Consider the following 20,011-nt stretch of genomic DNA (forward strand, 5'->3'; position numbering starts at 1 on the left):
CGGCTGCCAAGCCAGCCGCTACCAAAGCACCCGCCAAAGCTGCTGCCAAACCTGCTGCGGCCAAGCCCGCTGCCGCGAAACCAGCCGCCGCCAAGCCTGCTGCGAAACCAGCCGTGAAAAAGCCCGTTGCCGCCAAACCTTCGACTGCTCCAGCAGCCAAACCTGCGACCACGACTCCGGCTCCTGCAGCGACCCCTGCGCCAACCGCCAGCACTCCAGCCCCGGCGCTGAACCCGACCGCCGCCCCGGCGCCGAGCACCAGCACCCCAACCCGCGCTTCCTAAGTGCCGGACGCCGCGACGCGCAGCTGATGCAGCGCGTCGCGGTTCCCTTGGTCGGCGCTTGCCACCAACCCTTGCAGCCATTGCGCTGAATCTTTGGGTTGTTCCCCAGGCCAGTCCTTGGTCACAGTTTCCAGTAGCTCCAGTAATCGTCGCTCGGCTGCCAGCTCCAGTCGCTTGACCTGCTCGCGCAGGCTATCGAGTGCTGTGTCTTGAAGGGCGCGGGCTTTCCATTGGGTACGAAGCGTGCGCAATGGCTGCACGACGTCCGTATCCCAAGGGTCAACCCATTGTTGAAGCTGTTGCCGTCTTTGTTCAGTGCAGGCTACCCCGCGCTGTTCCAGCCAGAGCCCGCAAAGCAGCAGGCAGACATTGGCGCCGGCGTTCTGTAGCGTCAGGCAGGCTTGCTCCACGCCAGGCTTGGCGTAGAGGTCGAGGGAAAAGCTCCATAGATCAGAGGACATCGTGCTACTCGCGCCAGTTGCGAGCGAAGCTGGTAGACTCCGCCGCCATTATGATTCGACTTCAGAACCTGACTTTACAGCGTGGCCCGCAACGTCTGCTAGAAGACGCCGAGCTGACCCTGCACGCCGGCCACAAAGCTGGTCTCATCGGTGCCAACGGCGCCGGAAAATCGAGCCTGTTCGCCCTGCTTCGAGGTGAACTGCACCCGGACTCGGGTGATTGCCTGCTACCCGCCGATTGGCGTATCGCCCACATGCGCCAGGAGGTCGACACCCTTGAGCGCCTGGCGGTGGACTATGTGCTTGACGGCGACCTGCGCCTTCGTCAGGTCCAACGCGACCTGGCGGCGGCCGAGGCGGCCCACGACGGCGCCGCACAGGCCCGTCTGCACTCGGAGCTCGACAGCGCCGACGGCTACACCGCCGATGCCCGCGCACGCAAACTGCTGGCAGGCCTTGGGTTTACCAATGAGCAGATGGACCGTGAAGTCGGGGCCTTCTCCGGTGGCTGGCGGATGCGCTTGAACCTGGCCCAGGCCCTGATGTGCCCTTCGGACCTGCTGTTGCTCGATGAGCCCACCAACCACCTGGACCTCGACGCCATCATCTGGCTCGAGGACTGGCTCAAGAGCTATCCTGGCACACTGCTGCTGATTTCCCATGACCGCGATTTTCTCGACGCGGTGGTGGATCATGTCGCCCACGTCGACCAGCGCAAGCTCACCTTGTACCGTGGCGGCTACAGCGCCTTCGAGCGCGCCCGTGCCGAACGCCTGGCCCAGCAACAGCAGGCCTATGAGAAGCAGCAGGCGCAGCGTGCACACATGGAAAGCTACATCGCCCGGTTCAAGGCCCAGGCCACCAAGGCCCGTCAGGCCCAGAGCCGGATCAAGGCACTGGAGCGGATGGAAGAACTGTCCGCGGCCCACGTCGATTCGCCGTTTGATTTTGTTTTCCGTGAGTCGACCAAGATTTCCAGCCCGCTGATCGACCTGTCCGACGCACGCCTGGGCTATGGTGACAAGACGGTGCTGGAGAAGGTCAAGCTGCAACTGACCCCCGGCGCGCGCATCGGTCTGTTGGGGCCAAACGGTGCCGGTAAGTCGACCCTGATCAAGAACCTCTCCGGCGAGCTCGAGCCCCTGGCCGGGCGTCTGACCCGGGGCGAGAACACCGTGGTCGGTTACTTCGCCCAGCATCAGCTCGATTCCCTCGATGCCAAGGCCAGCCCGCTGCTGCATTTGCAGCGTCTGGCACCGAACGAGCGCGAGCAGATCCTGCGCGATTTCCTCGGTGGTTTCGACTTTCGCGGTGCGCGCATCGACGAGCCGGTACTGAATTTTTCCGGCGGCGAAAAGGCCCGCCTGGCGCTGGCCCTGATCGCCTGGGGTCGGCCGAACCTGTTGCTACTCGACGAACCGACCAACCACCTTGATCTGGAAATGCGTCTGGCCTTGACCATGGCCTTGCAGGAATTCAGCGGCGCGGTGCTGGTGGTGTCCCACGACCGGCATTTGCTCAAGAGCACCACGGATAATTTTTTCCTGGTGGCCGACGGCAAGGTCGAAGAGTTCGACGGTGACCTGGAAGATTACGCGCGCTGGCTGGTGGAGTACCGTCAACGCAACGCCCCGGTCAGCACCACGCCAGTTAACCCGGACAAGACCGACAAGAAAGCCCAGCGCCAGGCCGCCGCCGCATTGCGTCAGCAGTTGGCGCCTCACAAGCGCGAGGCCGACAAGCTCGAAGTCGAACTGGGCAAGCTGCATGAAAAACTGCAAAAGATCGAAACCAGCCTCGGCGACAGCGGTCTCTACGAAGCGGCGCGCAAGGATGAGTTACGCGATCTGCTGGCCGAACAGGCCAGGCTGAAGGTTCGGGAAGCGGAGCTTGAGGAGGCGTGGATGCAAGCACTGGAACTGCTGGAAAACCTGCAAGCGGAGCTGGAGGCGCTGTCCTGATGGAAGCCTTGGCTTTGCCTATACCCGTCATGTGGGTCGAGCCGATCTGGCTCGGTGTGCAAATACTGCTGATCCTGCTGGCCGGCTACATCGCACAGCGTTGCGTGGCGCGGGCCCTCACAGGCCTTGCCGAGCGCTACCCGTTGCCGTCCCAGCTGGTGATCATCCTTAGGGGTGTGCTGCGCTGGCTGATCATGGGCAGCGCGGTGCTGGTGGTGCTTGAGCGTCTGGGCGTCTCTGCTACGGTGCTGTGGACAGCGCTGTCGGGTTTCGTCGCGGTAGCGGCGGTGGCGTTCTTTGCCATCTGGAGCGTGTTGTCGAATCTGTTATGCGCCATCCTGATCTACACCGTCGGGCCGTTTCGCCTGGGCGATGTGGTTGAGCTGGTGGAGTCCACCGACAAGCCGGGCATCAAGGGGCGGGTGGTGGCGATCAACCTGCTTTACACCACGCTGATCGAACCCGAGGAGCTCGGCACCGGCAGTTCCATGGTGCAAGTGCCCAACAGCCTGTTCTTCCAGCGGTCGGTTCGGCGCTGGCGCGGCAACGAGGCGTTTCCGGTCGGTGGGTTCGTCGAGTAAGTGGGTCTCTCCATATTTGTCCTTTCGCGCCGGCGCCCGAAACCTGCAAGCCGAGCGGCTTTTAGCATCCATACTGTTCTAAATTGGATTTAATAGATTCTGTCGTCGAATGCACCGATATCGGGAGGCTAAGATGGTTAAGAAAGTTTACGATTCGGATCAGCTATCGAGGCTGACCCTCAAGGGTTACAAATCCATTGCGGAATGTGACATCGAGTTAGGCAAACTGAATGTTCTCATCGGTGCGAACGGCGCGGGAAAATCCAATTTCATTGGTTTTTTCCGCTTGATAAGTCGGATCCTGGATGAGCAGTTGCAGGTGTCGGTGGGGGCCGCCGGAGGACCTGATGCCTTGCTGCATTTTGGCCGGAAAAAGACCGAAGAGCTTTGTGCGGAACTCTATTTCGGTAATAACGGTTATAAGTTCAAGCTTAAACCTACTCAAGATAATCGCATGATGTTTACCCACGAAGCACTGTGGTGGAATGTCAGTGGCGACTGGCGTGCGACGTCGGGACATTTTGAGTCGTATGCGGCTGAGCAGCAAACCAGGACGCAGATTTACAAGCATGTGGTTCCGGCTATTCGTAGTTGGCGTATCTACCATTTCCATGACACGGGTTCCAGCGCCCTTGTAAAACAGATTCATGGCATCAACGACAACGAATATCTGCGTGACGATGCGCGAAACTTGGCCGCATTTCTGTACCGCCTGAAAAACCATAATGAAACTCACTACAAACGAATTGTGAAAGCCATTCAGATGGTGGCCCCGTTTTTTGGTGATTTCCATCTGCGTCCGACAGTTGATAACAAGGAAAAAATTCAACTTGAATGGACTGAAATGGGCCAGGACATTCCCTTCACGGCAGCCGCTTTGTCGGATGGTACTTTACGATTTATTTGCCTGGCGACCGTATTGCTTCAGCCTGAAGAGTTTATGCCTTCGGCGATTCTGATCGATGAGCCGGAACTGGGCTTGCATCCTTTCGCCATCGTTGCGCTGGGTGGTTTGATGAAGTCGGTTTCTCAAAAACACCAGCTCATTATTTCAACGCAGTCGGTAGAGCTCGTTGACCAGTTCGATGCTGAAGATCTCATTGTGGTAGACAAAGTCGGCGGAGCTTCCACGTTCAAACGGTTGGAACCGACTTCTCTGACTGCATGGCTGGAAGAGTTCAGTCTGGGCGAACTCTGGAAGAAGAACATATTAGGTGGGAGACCGAGCCGATGAGTCGAATCGTTCTCCTTGTAGAAGGGCAAACGGAAGAGGCCTTCGTCAATGAGCTGCTGGCACCTCATTATTGGGCGCTTGGTGTTTTTCTGACACCGATCATCATAAGCACCAGCCCTGGTAACAAGGGAGGCGTTGTCAGCTACGGAAAGGTCAAGCACCAAGTGACTCGCCTATGTCGGGAGCACCATGCTGCGCATGTCACCACAATGTTTGATCTCTATGCGTTGCCCGGTGATTTTCCTGGCTTGGCGTCAGCCGATTTTCCACGTGAGGGTACAGGGCACCAGAAGGCTCGTTTCCTGGAGACCCAACTGGCCACCGATGTCGCTGAAAACAATTTCATTCCCAATCTGTTGGTACATGAGTTCGAGGCACTTCTATTCGCGGGCACTGATAAATTTGCGGAGTGGACGGATGATTCAGAGGTGGTCTCTATCCTCAAAACGGTCGCAAATGCATATCCCACGCCTGAGGACATCAATAACAGTCCACACACTGCGCCCTCCAAGCGGATTTTCGATGCGATGCCTGAATACCAAAAAACGTTTCACGGCCCTCTGATCGCTTGTGAGATTGGGCTGGACGCCATGCGTCTGACTTGTCCACATTTCCATGAATGGTTACTCAAGCTTGACGCTTTGGCGCCAGCATAGAAAACCGTGGCGTTTATCCGATGGTCGCATTAGCTTAGTGATTTCAAAGAATCTGAGCCGAGGTGTGCAATGGTGCTGGAAACATGGCTGGCGTTTTTCGCCGCTTGCTGGGTGATCAGTCTTTCGCCGGGCGCTGGTGCCATCGCATCGATGTCCAGCGGTCTGCAATACGGTTTCTGGCGCGGCTACTGGAATGCACTGGGCCTGCAATTGGGCCTGGCGTTGCAAATCGTGATTGTCGCCGCCGGTGTCGGCGCGATTCTCACCGCATCGGCGACCGCGTTTTATGCGATCAAATGGTTCGGTGTGGCCTACCTGGTGTATCTGGGCATCAAGCAGTGGCGAGCCATCCCGGGCGACATCAGTGATGACGCGGCCCTGCGGCCTATCGGCAAGCCCCTGGCGCTGGTGTTTCGCGGCTTTCTGGTCAACATCAGCAACCCCAAGGCATTGGTGTTCATGCTTGCGGTGTTGCCACAATTCATCGATCCCCATGCCCCGCTGATCAAGCAATACCTGATCCTCGGTGTGACGATGGTATGCGTCGACCTCATCGTCATGGCCGGGTACACCGGGCTGGCGTCTAAAGTCCTGCGTCTGCTGCGCACGCCGAAACAGCAGCGGCGGATGAACCGAACCTTTGCCGGGTTGTTCATTGGTGCGGCGGGGTTGCTGGCGACGATCCGCAAAGCCTCGGTCTAACCCGTCGGTTCTAATGTGGCGGGGAAATCCCTCGCCACAAAATAATCGCCAAACCGCTTAGCGCAAAATCACCGGCGCGGTATCCCGTGGCAGGTTGTTGCGCGGTACAGGTTCGCCGGCCTGTTCGTAGTTCGGCCCGCCGAGTTGTTCGCTCAGTTGCCGCGCCACGTCCTCACCCAAGGCCTTGGACACCTCGCGCACGACTCGCGGGCGGTTGAGGTTGATGCGTACGTCCCGGTGGTTCAGCAGCTTGGTGTCCTGGCCTTCACCCATGGCGGTGAAGGCCGAGGTGATTTCGTAGGTCTTGGTGTTGATCAGGCTGAAGTCCGCCACCAGGGTCAAGGCGAGCACTGCCGAGTAGCTGCTGGTATTGGCCAGTTCATTGATGTCGCGGGTGAAGTCGATGTCCGATACGGTGCCGAACAGCACGTAATCGGCGCCCTTGAAGTGCCCGGCCTTGATTCGCTTGATCACGTCATAGACGTCGCCCGTGGACGAAGCGGTGTGGGGCGTGCCTTGCACGAGCTGGAACATGCCGCTGCGCAGGATTTCGCCCTTGATGTCGCCGGTGAACTTGCGCAGTTCGCCCTGCTCGATATAGCTGGAGGTGGCTTCCATCTCGTCGTAGCTCGACGAAGCGCTGGCACTGTAAGGGTTCGCCTGGAAGTTGCTCTGGGCCGAAACGGTGTGGATGTATTCCTCCACCCGTTGCTGGTACGCAAGGTCTGTGACCGCGACTTTCGGGGCCGCCTGCGCGCCGAACGCGCAGGCCAGGGCCATGATGCCGATCCATGTGCGCATGGCTTAGCGCTCCGTGGTCTTGCGGATTTCTTTCTCGTCCATCCACTCGGCCAGACCGCTTTCGACGTCGATCAATTGCAGGCTGAATTTGTAGAAGACGTCCTTGTAGTCGCTGCTGCGCTTGACGATCGAGCTGATGGAGCCCTCCAGGCGGTATTTGGCCGCGATCATGTTGCCGGTCTTGGCCACGGTGCTTTTCTTGTACAGGCCGCTCTGGTTTTGCAGCTTGAGCTGGTCAACCTGGCTGTCCATGGCATTGTTGTCACTGGCGAAGCGTGCCGCACCGGTCTTCATCAATTGGGTCTTGATGCTGGTGGTGATCTCGCGGGTGTCGATGTACTCGCTGGTCTTGTTCTTCACGTCATAGACCTGAACCACCGGGCGGCCCTGCAAAATGCCGGACTGGGCCAGGGAGCGGGTCATGGACTCGGCGATCATTTGCAGGTCGGTGGAGCCGAATTCGTTGGTCACGGTTTCCACGGCCTTGGTGTCGCCGTAGCTGATGTTCTTGTTGCCCAGGACCGGAGAGTTGTTGGCGCAGCCGCTGACCAGCAGGGCGGCCAGGGCGAGGGAAGAGATGCGTAGGAACATTTAGGTGCTCTCAATAGCTATATAAAAGGTTTTGTGGCGAGGGGATTTATCCCCGCTGGGCTGCGCACTGTAGGAGCTGCCGAAGGCTGCGATCTTTTGATTTTTCGCTTGCGACTCAATTGTCTAGGACAAGATCGCAGCCTCGTTGCACTCGTCAGCTCCTACATCAGCTCCTATGGCCCAGCGGTGCCTGGCTCAAGGCGTATTGATTTCCAATCGGAAATCCACAGCCTTGGGTGTCGGTGCGATGGCCGGCAGGAAACTGGTTTGTTCGCCGTACAGCGTCAGGCTTTTCCAGGTTTCCTCCTCGGCAACCGGAAAGCCTTCCGGTCCCAACCAGGCGAAGCGGTAGTACATCGTCTTGTTGTTGAAGCTGGTGTTGCTCAACTGCACATTGACGGTCAGGTAGCCGTTTTCCCGGGCCACGCGCATGGCGCCGACCACGATGTTTTTCTGCTTGCCCATGGCCACGACTTTGCTGGCGGCGCTGCCCGGCTCCGGCGGCGCTGGGGTGGCGCAACCGGCCAACAGGGCCAGGACACCGATGGTGATCAGTTTTAAACGCATTTGAACAAGACTCCGTTCTTAAGGTTGCTTGATGCTGGCGACGGCGGTCGGGTTGGTGCTCGGGATCACTTGGGCGGCCAGGCCAGCGGCGAAGACCTGATTGCCCACCGCCCGCAGACTGATGACCTGGTAACGCTGATCGACGGTAACCTTGACCACCGAACCGCCCGCCGCGCTCGGCAAGGTGACCTGGTGTTCACCTTTTTTCAGGCGCAGACGCACCACTTGGGTGTAGTCCGGCAGGGTGCGCCAGGTCCGGGTGTCTGCGCCTTCAAGCACGGCCGAGGTCAGGCCCACCGCGAGGCCGGCCAGGGGGTTGGTTTCGTTGATCTGTTTTTGCGCCACGCCACGGGTGATCGCGCGCACGGTCGTGCGCAAGATGATGCCGGGCATGTCGTCACGCAGGGCGCGGCGGGACATGGCAGTGGTGCTGTTGAGCTGGGTCAGGTCCAATTGACGACCGTCGACACCGATTTGCGTGAACGCGGCGGTGGAGGTATCGGGCTTGATCAGTGGGAATGAAAGTGGCGTGATCACCACATTGCCGCTGATGGGCAAGGGCAGGGGAATGCGGATCGAGTCCCGGGACGGCGCCAGACCGCTCTGCACGACAATCAGGATGTCGCTTTCATCCTTCTTGCCGGCAGGCTTGTCGAGGTTGATCAATGCCTGCTCCAGCAGCGGCGTATTCGGACGCAGTTCGGCGGCTTTGCGATAACCCGGCGCGGCCAGGTCTTTTTCGCCTAGGGCTTCATAGACGAACCCGGCCAGATAATGGCTGAACGCGCTTTGGTAGCTGTTTTTCAGGCTGATCACTTCCGGCGCGTCGAGGCTGGCCACCGGGTAGCCCTGCAGGTCCTTGTACTCGGTCTTGACCCCTTGCTTCTCGGCGTCTTCCTCGCGCTTGAGGTATTCCTTGTCCCGCAAGTCGGCAATCACCGCTTCGCGCTCGTGGGTCTTCTTGATCTGCATCCGCGCGCCGTCGAAGTCGTTCACTGCCAGCAGGTTCAGCGCCATCTGCGTGGTCAGCATGACCTTTTCGTAGTCGTAGCCTTCGTAACGACGAACTTTATCGTTGACCAGAAAACTGCCGAACTGTGCCAGATATTTGCCCGTATCGAGCTTGACCGCATCTTCCCACTGGCCCACCTGTTGATCGGCGCTGGACCAGGCAGCCTGACTGCCGGGCAGGTCGCCCTTGGCGCGCAGCAGTTCGCCTTTTTCGAAGAAATACAGCAGGTCTTTGTCTTGGCTGGTGTTGTTTTTCTCCAGCAGGGTCAACGCCGCGTCGACGTTGCCGGAAACCAGTTGCTGATTGGTCTGGGCCAATTCGCTGTCGTAGTTGCGAAACGCAGAGCAACCAGACAACAAGGTGATCGCGCTGAGGGCGATCGAAAGAGCGGCACGGGATGCCATGAATACTTCTTCCCTGAGGTATCAGCCGGGGGTGCGGGTCGGGCTGGGACGATCCACGGACGAGCGCCGGGCGCTGTCGGTTCCTCATAACCGGAGGAGCTTTTATGCCATAGGACAATAAGAAGGCGGCGGGATTATAAACATGGCCGTTAGCTATGTAATGGCTTTTTAATCTCGTAATGCATTTTTTGTGACATCACTTCCAAAGCATGAAGATCCGATGAAATGTGCTCCTGAAGCACATCAGCCCTTGAGCGAAGGTCATTGGAAGTGAACAATGTGTTACTTCTTATTTCCAACTGAGAGTCATTCATGACTGCCCCGTACCGTTTTCTGGCCTGGCTTGCGCTGCCGTTGTTGGCGCTGTGCAGTGCCAATCTATTGGCCGACACCCTTGAGGGCGCCCCCCAGGCGCTGCATTTACTGGATTACATCGGGGCGGATTATCCGGCGACGGTGCAGGCGGGCAAGGTGGTCGACGAGTCTGAATACCGCGAGCAACTGGAATTTACCCAGCTCCTGGAAGGGCTCATCGTTGCGCTGCCAGCCAAGCCTGAGAAAGCAGAGCTGACACAAGGCGTCGGCGCCTTGCGTAGCGCCATCCGCGAGCATCAGGATGGCGATGAGGTCGCCCGCCTGGCGCGGCAACTGGGGGCTAGGCTGGCGGTGGCGTATGAGGTCAGTCAGGCGCCGGTCATCACCCCGGACCCGGCCCGCGGAGCGCCGCTGTATGCGCAGAATTGCTCGGTGTGCCACGGTGATAGCGGGGCCGGCGACGGTCCCGCCGGTGTCGGCCTGGAGCCTGCGCCCGCCAACCTGCGCGATGGGGCACGCCTGGATCATCTGAGTCTCTACGCGATCTACAACACGCTGGGTATGGGGATCGAAGGCACTGACATGCCGGCCTTCGCCGATCAGCTCGATGATCGTCAGCGCTGGGATCTGGCGACGTACATCGCCAGCTTCAGCGCCGATCCGGCGGCCGCTAAAAGTGGACAGACTTTCAATCTCGCTGACCTCGCTCGCCAGACTCCGGCCGAAATCCTCGCGGCGCAGGGCCCTGAAGCGGCAGCCACCTTTCGTGCCCAGCGTGCCCAGCCGCCTCAGGTGCAGCGTGGCCCGGCGCAGTTGCTCGACTACACCGCTGCTACTCTGGATAAAAGCATCGCGGCGTATCGCGGCGGCGACCACGACCAGGCCTATGACCTGTCGGTAGCGGCTTATCTGGAAGGCTTCGAGCTGGTGGAAAGTTCGCTGGATAACGTCGATGCCAGTGTGCGCAAGGATACCGAAAAAGCCCTGATGGCCTACCGTCAGTCCTTGCAGGATGGCTTGCCGGTCGAGCAGGCCGAGCAGCGGCTGGACGCGGCCAAAGCCAAGCTGACGGAGTCGGCGGGTCTGCTGGGCAGTGACGGTTTGAGCTGGTCGCTGAGTTACATATCCGGCTTACTGATTTTGCTGCGCGAAGGGCTGGAAGCGATTCTGGTGCTGGCGGCGATCCTGGCGTTCCTGCGCAATACCGGCCAACAGTCAGCGGTTCGCAGCGTCAACGTCGGTTGGGGGCTGGCGCTGTTGGCTGGTCTGGCGACCTGGGGGCTGGCCGCCTATGTGATTGACGTCAGCGGTGCCCAGCGCGAATTGCTCGAAGGCGCAACGGCCTTGTTCGCCAGTGTGATGGTGCTGTGGCTGGGAGTGTGGATGCACGACCGACGTCATGCGGCGGCCTGGCAGGATTACATCAAGAGCAGTCTGGTGGGCGGCGGCGGACGTTTCGGTTTCGCGATCCTGGCGTTTTTCTCGGTCTATCGCGAGCTGTTCGAAGTGATCCTGTTCTACGAAACCCTGTGGTTGCAAGCCGGCCCCGCTGGGCATGATGCTGTATTGGCTGGCGGCGCCACGGCATTGGTGCTGTTGGTCGGGTTGGCCTGGGTGATCCTGCGCGGCTCGGCGAAACTGCCTCTGGCGCTGTTTTTCAGCATCAATGCCGGATTGCTCTGCGCGCTGTCGGTGGTTTTCGCCGGTCATGGCGTGAAGGCGCTGCAAGAAGCCGGGATTTTCGGAACCCGTCCGGTGGCGTTCTTCGATTTCGACTGGCTGGGCATTCATGCCGATGCTTATTCCTTGGCTGCTCAAGTGGTGGCGATCGTGGCGATTGTGGTGCTGTACGGGCGCAGTTGGATGGCAGAGAAGCGTCGGTTGCAGGTTTCCTGAATAGCATTCACTGCGCTCATAATCGCGGGCAAGCCTTGCTCCCTCAGTCAGCACTCGCCTGGGGGCGCAAGGCTTGTGTGGGAGCAAGGCTTGCCCGCGATGCTTTTAATTTAGAGGAAACCACTCAATGCGTGTATGGATCGACGCCGACGCCTGCCCCAAGGCCGCGAAGGAACTGGTGGTCAAGTTCGCCTTGAAGCGCCGGTTCGAGGTGGTGCTGGTGGCCGGCCAACCGCAGATCAAGCCGGCCTTGGCCTGCGTGAAGCTGATCGTGGTGCCCAGCGGGCCTGACGCGGCGGACGATTACCTGGTGGAGCATGCCGTACCGGGTGAGCTGGTGATCTGCAGCGACGTACCATTGGCTGACCGGCTGGTGAAGAAGGGAGTTGCGGCACTGGATCCTCGGGGCAAGGAATTCGATGCGCAGAACATGGGCGATCGGCTGGCGGTGCGCAACCTGTTCACCGACTTGCGTGAGCAAGGCCACGTGGGCGGCGGGCCGCCAGCGTACAGCGAGCGGGACAAGCAGGGGTTCGCCAATGCGCTGGATCGGATACTGACGCGGTTGGCTCGAACTTCCTGAATCTTGCTCGCAATCCCTGTGGGAGCGAGCCTGCTCGCGATGACGGTGTGTCAGTAAACAGATGCATCGCCTGAACTGACGCCATCGCGAGCAGGCTCGCTCCCACATTGGATGATGGTGTTACTCGTCATTCTCGTGAGTGAGCTCCAACACCCGGTCCACCAGTTTGTTGATCCCCGAAGCCGCTTCGCTGATGCTCTGCGCCAGCATGTAGGCCGGGGTAGTGACCAGCTTGCGCGCGGTGTCTTCGACGATATCGGTGACAGCGCAGTCTTCGTGGATGCCGCCCATTTTGGTTACGGCGGCAGCGGTGTCGGCATCTGTGCCGATTGTGCAGGTCACCCCCGGACCATAGATTTTTGCCGCCAGGGCCGGGGAAATGCAGATCAGCCCCACCGGTTTTCCGGCCTCGGCAAAGGCTTCGGTCAGCGCCAGAACCTCAGGCTGGACGGTGCAGCCCGCGCCTTCGACGGCAAAGTTGGAGAGGTTCTTCGCCGCGCCGAAACCGCCAGGCACGATCAGCGCGTCGAAGTCCTCGACGTTGGCTTCGCGCAAATCCTTTACGTTGCCCCGGGCGATCCGGGCGGACTCGACCAAAACGTTGCGGCTCTCGGGCATTTGCTCGCCGGTCAGGTGATTGATCACCTGCAACTGCGCGATGTCGGGGGCGAAACACTGCACCTGTGCGCCGCGCTGGTCGAGCCGCAGCAAGGTGATCACGCTTTCGTGGATCTCTGCACCGTCATACACGCCACAGCCGGAAAGGATCACTGCAACTTTTTTGCTCATGGGCTTTTCTCCAGATTCATGGCGTTAAATGTCCACTAATTTGTCACTCGTTGCCATAGGGTTATCGAGCAGCTACACCTAATCTGCCGACTATCTCCCTGCTTTGTCTGCTCGGGTTGCGTCATGAATTTCATTCTGTGTGCCGTGCCGTTTTTCTTTGTGCTGATTGCCGTCGAGTTGCTGGCCGATCGCTGGCGGGGTGTGAGCCATTACCGCGTGGCAGACGCCATCAACAGCCTGAGCACCGGCGTGCTCTCCACCACGACCGGTTTGCTGACCAAGGGCGTGGGGTTGGTGACCTATGCGTTTGCCTTGGAACATCTGGCCGTTATCCACTTGTCTGCCGACCAGGCCTGGGTCTGGGTATTGGCCTTCGTGTTCTACGACTTCTGTTATTACTGGCTGCACCGCATGGGCCATGAGCGCAACATCCTCTGGGCGGCCCATTCGGTGCATCATCAGAGCGAGGACTACAACCTCTCCACTGCGTTGCGCCAGACCAGCACCGGGTTTGTGTTGAGCTGGATTTTCTATTTGCCGCTGGCAGTGGCCGGCGTGCCGCTGGTGGTGTTCGTCAGCGTGGCGGCGTTGAATCTGCTGTATCAGTTCTGGGTCCACACCCAACACATCCCCAAGCTCGGCTGGCTGGAGTGGTGTTTCGTCACGCCGTCCAATCATCGCGCCCACCATGCACAGAACCCTCTTTACATGGATCGCAATTACGGCGGGGTGTTCATTATTTGGGACCGTCTGTTTCGCACCTTTCAGGAAGAAGACGATAACGAACCGGTGATTTTTGGCGTGACCACGCCACTGGCGAGCTGGAACCCGTTGTGGGCCAACCTGCAGTTCTATGCACAACTATGGGCCGATGCCCGACGGGCCGCGCACTGGCGGGACAAACTGCGGATCTGGTTTATGCCCACCGGTTGGCGGCCGGCGGATGTGGCGGCCCAGTACCCGCTGAACAAACCGGACCTGAGCCAGTTCCGCAAATTCGAGGTGCCGCTGGACGGGCGCCAGCAGTGGTACGTGGCGCTGCAGTTCTGCGTCTATATTGCGCTGGGCAGTTACTTGATGAACCTGGAGAACAGTCTGCCGGTTGCTGCCCTGGTGTTGGGCTGGGGCGCGGTGGCGTTGGGTCTGTTTGTGTTGGGCGTGGCCCTGGAGAATCGCCCGTGGACCTTGAGGCTGGAGCTGTTGCGCCTGACCTCTAACTTGCCGCTGGTGTGGCTGGCGCCCCTGGCGGGACTGTGGCCGGGCACCCCGGTGGTCTGGGTCGGGTTGCTCAGCTATAGCCTGCTCAGTGGCATTGGACTGTATTGCTGCCGCAGCCGGGTTACTCGGTTGGCGTCGTAGGCTCGCTGGTCCTGGCTTGCTCCAGCCGTTCGGCTTCGAGGACTTTCCTGGCCAGGCGTGCATTCTTGATACGTCGACGCAGCCACAGGCACAGCCCCAGCACCAGCAGGGCACCCAGTACCCACAATTCATATTTCTTGATGCTGCCCAGCATGCCCTCGAGCACCGCGCCGAAGTGGTACGCGGCGGCAGCCAGGGCAGTGGCCCAGATCGCCGCGCCGATACCGTTGAGCAATAGATAGCGGCCCGGCGGGTAGCCTGACAGCCCGATGGCCACCGGCATTACCGTGCGCAGGCCGTAGACGAAGCGAAAGCTCAGCACCCAGATGTCCGGATGCCGGCGAATGTGCGCCAACGCGCGATCACCCATCAATTGCCAGCGGGGTTTTCGCGCCAGCAGCTTGCGGCCGTGCTTGCGACCCATGAAGTACCACAGTTGATCGCCCGCGTAGCTGCCGCAGAACGCCACCACCACCACCAGATTGATGTCCATGTAGCCTCGGAACGCCAGGAAACCTGCGAGTACGAGGATGGTTTCGCCTTCGAAGAACGTGCCGATAAACAAGGCCAGGTAGCCGAAGTCATGGAGAAATTGCTGGAGCATTGTCTGGGTGCTGGCGAAATGAACGCGCAGCCTAACCCTTCGGGCACATTCAGGAAAGTATCGAGATGTGTCTCGACGTGAACATTTCCTGCAACGACAATGACTGCGACGACGGGACGCAGGTGCACATATCTGTCATCTGTTCGTCATAATGGCCGTCTATAACTGTCACGCTCGCCCGTCAGCGCGGGCTCAGGAGTCTGCCGTGAGCTTTACCCCCGCCAATCGTCTGTTCCCCGCTACCCGTCTGCGTCGCAATCGCCGTGATGAGTTTTCTCGTCGGCTGGTGCGTGAAAACGTGCTGACCACCGATGACCTGATCCTGCCAGTGTTCGTGCTCGACGGTGAAAACCGTCGCGAAGCGGTGGCATCGATGCCCGGAGTTGAGCGCCTGACCATCGACTTGCTGCTCGAAGAAGCCGCCAAGTGGGTCGAGCTGGGCATTCCGGCGCTGGCGCTGTTCCCGGTCACGCCTGCCGAGCTCAAGTCCCTGGACGCCGCCGAAGCCTGGAACCCCGACGGCATCGCCCAGCGCGCGACCCGTGCCCTGCGTGCCCGTTTCCCGGAGCTGGGCGTGATCACCGATGTCGCGCTGGATCCGTTCACCACGCATGGGCAGGACGGCATTCTCGATGAAGAAGGCTATGTGCAGAACGACGTGACCGTCGATGCACTGGTCAGGCAGGCGTTGTCTCATGCCGAGGCCGGTGCGCAGGTGGTGGCGCCGTCGGACATGATGGACGGCCGCATCCAGGCGATCCGCGAAGCGCTAGAGGTGGCCGGTCATGTCAATGTGCGGATCATGGCCTACTCGGCCAAGTACGCCAGCGCCTATTACGGCCCGTTCCGTGATGCGGTCGGCTCGGCGCTGAACCTGGGCAAGGCCAACAAGGCCTCTTATCAGATGGACCCGGCCAACAGCCAGGAAGCCTTGCACGAAGTGGCGGCGGACTTGTCAGAAGGGGCTGATATGGTCATGGTCAAGCCGGGCATGCCTTACCTCGACATTCTTTGCCGAGTCAAAGACGAATTCAAAGTACCGACGTTTGTCTATCAGGTCAGCGGTGAGTACGCCATGCACATGGCAGCAATCCAGAACGGCTGGTTGAGCGAAGGGGTGATCCTCGAGTCCTTGACCGCTTTCAAACGTGCAGGAGCTGATGGCATCCTGACTTACTTTGCCGTGCGCGCCGCCCAATTGTTACGAGAGCAGAAATAGCCTCCCAGGAACTTGCGATGAATACCGAAGGACTCTCTGAAGTTGCCGTAAAAGATGCTCAGCCCGTGGTCGAGCAGGTCGCCGAGACACCGCCGGAGCATGAGGTCGTGCCTACGCCGCCGGTGGTGGCCGAGGCCCCCGTGGCCCCTGCGATTGTCATTCCCAGCCTGGATGACAGCAGCCTGTACATCCATCGCGAGCTGTCGCAACTGCAGTTCAACATCCGCGTGCTGGAGCAGGCGCTGGACGAGTCCTACCCGCTGCTGGAGCGGCTCAAGTTCCTGCTGATCTTTTCCAGCAACCTGGACGAGTTCTTCGAGATTCGCGTCGCCGGCCTGAAGAAGCAGATCACCTTTGCCCGAGAGCAGGCCGGCGCTGACGGCCTGCAGCCCCATCAGGCCCTGGCGCGGATCAGTGAGCTGGTCCACGGTCACGTGGACCGCCAGTACGCGATTCTCAATGACATTCTGTTGCCCGAGCTGGAAAAACATCAGGTTCGCTTCATTCGTCGACGCAACTGGAACACCAAGCTCAAGACTTGGGTTCGTCGCTATTTCCGCGATGAAATTGCACCGATCATCACCCCGATCGGCCTCGACCCGACGCACCCGTTCCCGCTGCTGGTCAACAAGAGCCTGAACTTCATTGTCGAGCTCGAAGGTATCGACGCCTTTGGTCGCGACTCTGGCCTTGCGATCATCCCCGCGCCGCGCCTGCTGCCGCGCATCATTCGTGTCCCGGAAGACGTCGGCGGTCCCGGTGACAATTATGTGTTCCTGTCGTCGATGATCCACGCCCATGCCGATGACCTGTTCCAGGGCATGAAGGTGAAGGGTTGCTACCAGTTCCGCCTGACCCGTAACGCCGACCTGTCGGTCGACACCGAAGACGTCGAAGACCTGGCTCGCGCCCTGCGCGGCGAGCTGTTCTCGCGCCGCTACGGTGATGCGGTGCGCCTGGAAGTGGCCGACACCTGCCCCAAACACCTGTCCGACTACCTGCTCAAGCAGTTCAACCTGCATGAGACCGAGTTGTATCAGGTCAACGGTCCGGTGAACCTGACACGACTGTTCAGCATCACCGGTCTGGACAGCCATCCGGAACTGCAATATTTGCCGTTCACACCGCAGATCCCGAAATTGCTGCAAAACAGCGAGAACATCTTCAGCGTGATCAGCAAGCAGGACATTCTGCTGCTGCACCCGTTCGAGTCGTTCACGCCCGTGGTCGACCTGCTGCGCCAGGCGGCCAAGGATCCGCATGTATTGGCCGTGCGCCAGACCCTGTACCGCAGCGGCGCCAACTCGGAAATCGTCGACGCCCTGGTGGACGCGGCGCGTAACGGCAAAGAGGTCACGGCGGTGATCGAGTTGCGGGCGCGCTTCGATGAAGAGTCCAACCTGCAACTGGCCAGTCGTCTGCAAGCGGCGGGTGCGGTAGTGATTTACGGTGTGGTCGGCTTCAAGACCCACGCCAAGATGATGCTGATCCTGCGGCGTGAAGCTGGCGAAATCGTGCGTTACGCCCACCTGGGCACCGGCAACTACCACGCCGCCAACGCTCGCCTGTACACCGACTACAGCCTGCTGACCTCCGACGATGCCTTGTGCGAAGACGTCGGCAAACTGTTCAGCCAGTTGATCGGCATGGGCAAGACCCTGCGCATGAAAAAACTGCTGCACGCGCCGTTCACCTTGAAAAAGGGCATGCTCGACATGATCGCCCGGGAGACGCAGTTCGCCCTGGACGGCAAACCGGCGCACATCATCGCCAAGTTCAACTCGTTGACCGATCCGAAGATCATCCGCGCGTTGTACAAGGCCAGCCAGTCGGGCGTGCGCATTGACCTGGTGGTGCGCGGCATGTGCTGCCTGCGTCCGGGCATCCCGGGGGTTTCCCACAACATCCATGTACGCTCGATCATTGGCCGCTTCCTGGAACATACGCGGGTGTTCTACTTCCTCAACGGTGGGGAGGAGCAGATGTTCCTGTCCAGCGCCGACTGGATGGAGCGCAACCTCGACAAGCGCGTCGAGACTTGCTTCCCGGTGGAAGGCAAGAAGCTGATCCTGCGGGTCAAAAAAGAGCTGGAAAGCTACCTCACCGACAACACCCACAGCTGGAGCCTGCAATCGGACGGTCGCTACATCCGCAACACGCCGACCGGCAACCAGAACGCACGCAGCGCCCAGGCGACATTGCTGGAGCGCTTGGGCAGCCCGTTGCTGACGGTTCGTTAAACGCCCGGCGAGCACGCGGCAGGCTCAGCTTTTGTGGCGAGGGAGCTTGCTCCCGCTGGGCCCGTAGGAGCTGCCGAGCGAAGCGAGGCTGCGATCTTTTCCCTGACGCTTGAGTATCAAGCGAAAATCAAAAGATCGCAGCCTCGCTTCGCTCGGCAGCTCCTACAGATCCAGCGGGATTGCAGTCATTGCTGCAAACAATCAGTGGATGTTCAACACAATCCCGACCCGGGTGAGCCATTCGGCTTCCTGGGCGAAGTCAGCCTGGGTCAGTTGGTTCTCTTCCAGCCAGCCTTCGGGAAACAGCACATCCAGCTCAGCTCCATCGGCGCGCAGGACCACCTGGGGCATTTCCTGGGTACCGCGGATGTGGTGGAACAGAATCGCAAAGCGCAGCAGCACGCACAGGCGAATCAGCTTGATGCCGTCATTGCCGAACTCGGCGAATTTATCCCTGGGAATATTGCGCCGGTGGCCACGCACCAATAGCGCGAGCATCTGCTGGTCTTCGCGGGAGAAACCCGCCAGGTCCGAATGTTCAATCAGATAGGCGCCGTGCTTGTGGTAGTGATAGTGGGCGATGTCCAGGCCCACCTCATGCACCTTGGCGGCCCAGCCCAGCAGTTCGCGCCAGACCCCGTCGTTCAGGTCCCAGTCGTCGGCCACCTGGTCGAAGGCGTGCAGCGCCTTGCGCTCGACCCGTGCGGCCTGTTCCTGATCGACGTGGTAACGCTCCATGAGCGAGCCCAGGGTGCGCTCACGGACGTCTTCATGATGATGGCGCCCCAGCAGGTCATAGAGCACGCCTTCGCGCAGGGCGCCCTCGCAGTGGTCCATACGTCGTAACTCGAGGGCATCGAAAATCGCTTCGAGGATCGCCAGGCCCGCCGGGAAAATCGCCCGGCGGTCGGGTTTGATCCCTTCGAAATCAATCTTGTCCGAGTCGCCCAGCTTGAACACCTTGCGCTTGAGCCAGGCCAGGCCTTCGGCGTTGACCTCGCCGGTACCGTGGCCGCCGGCCTTGAGGGCCAGGCCAATGGCGCGAATAGTGCCCGAGGAGCCAATGGCCTCATCCCAGGTCAGGCGGTGCAGGGCATGTTCGATGCTCATGATTTCCAGGCGCGCCGCCGTGTAGGCCTGGGCATAGCGGGCCGGGGTGATCTTGCCGTCGCGGAAATAACGCTGGGTGTAGCTGACGCAACCCATTTGCAGGCTTTCGCGCAGCAACGGCTCGAAGCGCTGGCCAATGATGAATTCGGTACTGCCGCCGCCAATGTCCGCCACCAGGCGTTTGCCCGGGGTGTCGGCCAGCGTATGAGAGACACCGAGGTAAATCAGGCGGGCCTCTTCACGCCCGGAAATGACTTCCACCGGATGGCCGAGGATCTCTTCGGCGCGGCGGATGAACTCGCCACGGTTGCGCGCCTCGCGCAACGCGTTGGTGCCCACGATCCGAACCGCGCCCAAGGGCATGCCGTTGATCAGTTGGGCGAACCGCTTGAGGCAATCGAGCCCGCGCTGGATGGATTCCTCGCTCAGCTGGCGCTCTTCGTCGATACCGGCGGCCAGTTGGACCTTTTCGCCGAGCCGCTCAAGAATTCGGATTTCCCCGTTCTGGGCCTTGGCGACGACCATGTGGAAACTGTTGGAGCCCAGGTCTATGGCAGCGATCAGGGACAGATTCTTGGCTTGGGATGGCGGCATGGTCAAAAAGTCTCGGTCGATAACCTCGCCATCCTGCCACGATCAACC

Annotated in this window: 19 protein-coding genes; 11 read left to right on the forward strand and 8 right to left on the reverse strand. The window is 60.1% G+C overall.

Annotation, left to right across the window (positions count from 1 at the left end; genetic code table 11):
* A partial coding sequence (locus MA884_RS07530; protein WP_256229814.1) for a hypothetical protein occupies positions 1–284 on the forward strand: 284 nt, incomplete at its 5' end.
* Here MA884_RS07530 and MA884_RS07535 read toward each other — a convergent pair.
* Positions 281–745, reverse strand: a complete 465-nt coding sequence (locus MA884_RS07535; RefSeq protein WP_256229815.1) for a TIGR02444 family protein — start codon at positions 743–745, stop codon at positions 281–283. The two genes, MA884_RS07530 and MA884_RS07535, sit on opposite strands and share 4 nt — an antisense overlap.
* Before the next feature lie 50 nt (positions 746–795).
* On the opposite strand from MA884_RS07535, the gene MA884_RS07540 reads away from it, so the two are divergent.
* From MA884_RS07540 to rhtB, 5 genes are all read left to right on the forward strand, one after another.
* The gene (locus tag MA884_RS07540) at positions 796–2,706 is read left to right on the forward strand and encodes an ATP-binding cassette domain-containing protein (RefSeq protein ID WP_256229816.1); all 1,911 of its coding nucleotides are present in this window, start codon (positions 796–798) and stop codon (positions 2,704–2,706) included.
* Positions 2,706–3,287 carry a mechanosensitive ion channel family protein gene (locus MA884_RS07545; RefSeq protein ID WP_047226114.1) on the forward strand — a complete coding sequence of 194 codons (582 nt, stop codon included), beginning with the start codon at positions 2,706–2,708 and terminating at the stop codon, positions 3,285–3,287. The genes MA884_RS07540 and MA884_RS07545 overlap by 1 nt, the downstream gene beginning before the upstream one ends.
* Before the next feature lie 133 nt (positions 3,288–3,420).
* Entirely contained in the window at positions 3,421–4,521 is a 1,101-nt protein-coding gene (locus tag MA884_RS07550) for an AAA family ATPase (RefSeq protein WP_256229817.1), read from the forward strand.
* The gene (locus MA884_RS07555) at positions 4,518–5,177 is read left to right on the forward strand and encodes a DUF4276 family protein (RefSeq protein ID WP_256229819.1); all 660 of its coding nucleotides are present in this window, start codon (positions 4,518–4,520) and stop codon (positions 5,175–5,177) included. Before MA884_RS07550 ends, MA884_RS07555 begins: the two co-directional genes overlap by 4 nt.
* A gap of 69 nt (positions 5,178–5,246) precedes the next feature.
* Positions 5,247–5,879 (forward strand): homoserine/homoserine lactone efflux protein, encoded by a 633-nt coding sequence (rhtB, locus tag MA884_RS07560; protein ID WP_256229820.1) that lies wholly within the window; start codon positions 5,247–5,249, stop codon positions 5,877–5,879.
* A 57-nt stretch (positions 5,880–5,936) separates the two neighbouring features.
* Here the strand turns inward: rhtB and MA884_RS07565 are convergent, their stop codons facing one another.
* The 4 genes from MA884_RS07565 to MA884_RS07580 all read right to left on the reverse strand — a co-directional run bounded on the left by MA884_RS07565 (position 5,937) and on the right by MA884_RS07580 (position 9,254).
* Positions 5,937–6,680: a penicillin-binding protein activator LpoB gene (locus MA884_RS07565; RefSeq protein ID WP_256229822.1), complete on the reverse strand. Its 744-nt coding sequence runs from the start codon at positions 6,678–6,680 to the stop codon at positions 5,937–5,939.
* Positions 6,681–6,683: 3 nt separating this feature from the next.
* Positions 6,684–7,271: a penicillin-binding protein activator LpoB gene (gene lpoB / locus MA884_RS07570; RefSeq protein WP_092452846.1), complete on the reverse strand. Its 588-nt coding sequence runs from the start codon at positions 7,269–7,271 to the stop codon at positions 6,684–6,686.
* A 195-nt stretch (positions 7,272–7,466) separates the two neighbouring features.
* Positions 7,467–7,838, reverse strand: a complete 372-nt coding sequence (locus MA884_RS07575) for a YcfL family protein (RefSeq protein WP_256229828.1) — start codon at positions 7,836–7,838, stop codon at positions 7,467–7,469.
* Positions 7,839–7,856: 18 nt separating this feature from the next.
* Positions 7,857–9,254: a COG3014 family protein gene (locus tag MA884_RS07580; protein WP_256229832.1), complete on the reverse strand. Its 1,398-nt coding sequence runs from the start codon at positions 9,252–9,254 to the stop codon at positions 7,857–7,859.
* Between the two features lie 312 nt (positions 9,255–9,566).
* On the opposite strand from MA884_RS07580, the gene MA884_RS07585 reads away from it, so the two are divergent.
* Complete coding sequence (locus MA884_RS07585) at positions 9,567–11,465, forward strand: FTR1 family protein (RefSeq protein WP_256229833.1); 1,899 nt, start codon at positions 9,567–9,569, stop codon at positions 11,463–11,465.
* 127 nt (positions 11,466–11,592) lie between these two features.
* Positions 11,593–12,048: a YaiI/YqxD family protein gene (locus MA884_RS07590; protein ID WP_256229834.1), complete on the forward strand. Its 456-nt coding sequence runs from the start codon at positions 11,593–11,595 to the stop codon at positions 12,046–12,048.
* Between the two features lie 120 nt (positions 12,049–12,168).
* On the opposite strand, the gene elbB is transcribed toward MA884_RS07590, so the two are convergent.
* Positions 12,169–12,837 carry an isoprenoid biosynthesis glyoxalase ElbB gene (gene elbB, locus MA884_RS07595; protein ID WP_256229836.1) on the reverse strand — a complete coding sequence of 223 codons (669 nt, stop codon included), beginning with the start codon at positions 12,835–12,837 and terminating at the stop codon, positions 12,169–12,171.
* 123 nt (positions 12,838–12,960) lie between these two features.
* On the opposite strand from elbB, the gene MA884_RS07600 reads away from it, so the two are divergent.
* The gene (locus MA884_RS07600; protein ID WP_256229838.1) at positions 12,961–14,196 is read left to right on the forward strand and encodes a sterol desaturase family protein; all 1,236 of its coding nucleotides are present in this window, start codon (positions 12,961–12,963) and stop codon (positions 14,194–14,196) included.
* Here MA884_RS07600 and MA884_RS07605 read toward each other — a convergent pair.
* Positions 14,177–14,800 carry a DedA family protein gene (locus MA884_RS07605; protein WP_256229839.1) on the reverse strand — a complete coding sequence of 208 codons (624 nt, stop codon included), beginning with the start codon at positions 14,798–14,800 and terminating at the stop codon, positions 14,177–14,179. The genes MA884_RS07600 and MA884_RS07605 overlap by 20 nt on opposite strands.
* A gap of 205 nt (positions 14,801–15,005) precedes the next feature.
* On the opposite strand from MA884_RS07605, the gene hemB reads away from it, so the two are divergent.
* Both hemB and ppk1 read left to right on the forward strand, forming a co-directional pair.
* A complete protein-coding gene (hemB, locus tag MA884_RS07610) occupies positions 15,006–16,019 on the forward strand; it encodes a porphobilinogen synthase (protein ID WP_256229841.1) in 1,014 nt (337 codons plus the stop codon).
* A 17-nt stretch (positions 16,020–16,036) separates the two neighbouring features.
* On the forward strand, positions 16,037–18,259 hold the full coding sequence (gene ppk1 / locus MA884_RS07615; protein ID WP_256229842.1) for a polyphosphate kinase 1: 2,223 nt from the start codon (positions 16,037–16,039) through the stop codon (positions 18,257–18,259).
* A 201-nt stretch (positions 18,260–18,460) separates the two neighbouring features.
* On the opposite strand, the gene ppx is transcribed toward ppk1, so the two are convergent.
* The gene (ppx, locus tag MA884_RS07620) at positions 18,461–19,963 is read right to left on the reverse strand and encodes an exopolyphosphatase (protein ID WP_256229843.1); all 1,503 of its coding nucleotides are present in this window, start codon (positions 19,961–19,963) and stop codon (positions 18,461–18,463) included.
* Positions 19,964–20,011: the final 48 nt, after the last annotated feature.

The organism is Pseudomonas sp. Q11 (genome assembly GCF_024494355.1).
Lineage (GTDB): Bacteria > Pseudomonadota > Gammaproteobacteria > Pseudomonadales > Pseudomonadaceae > Aquipseudomonas > Aquipseudomonas hefeiensis.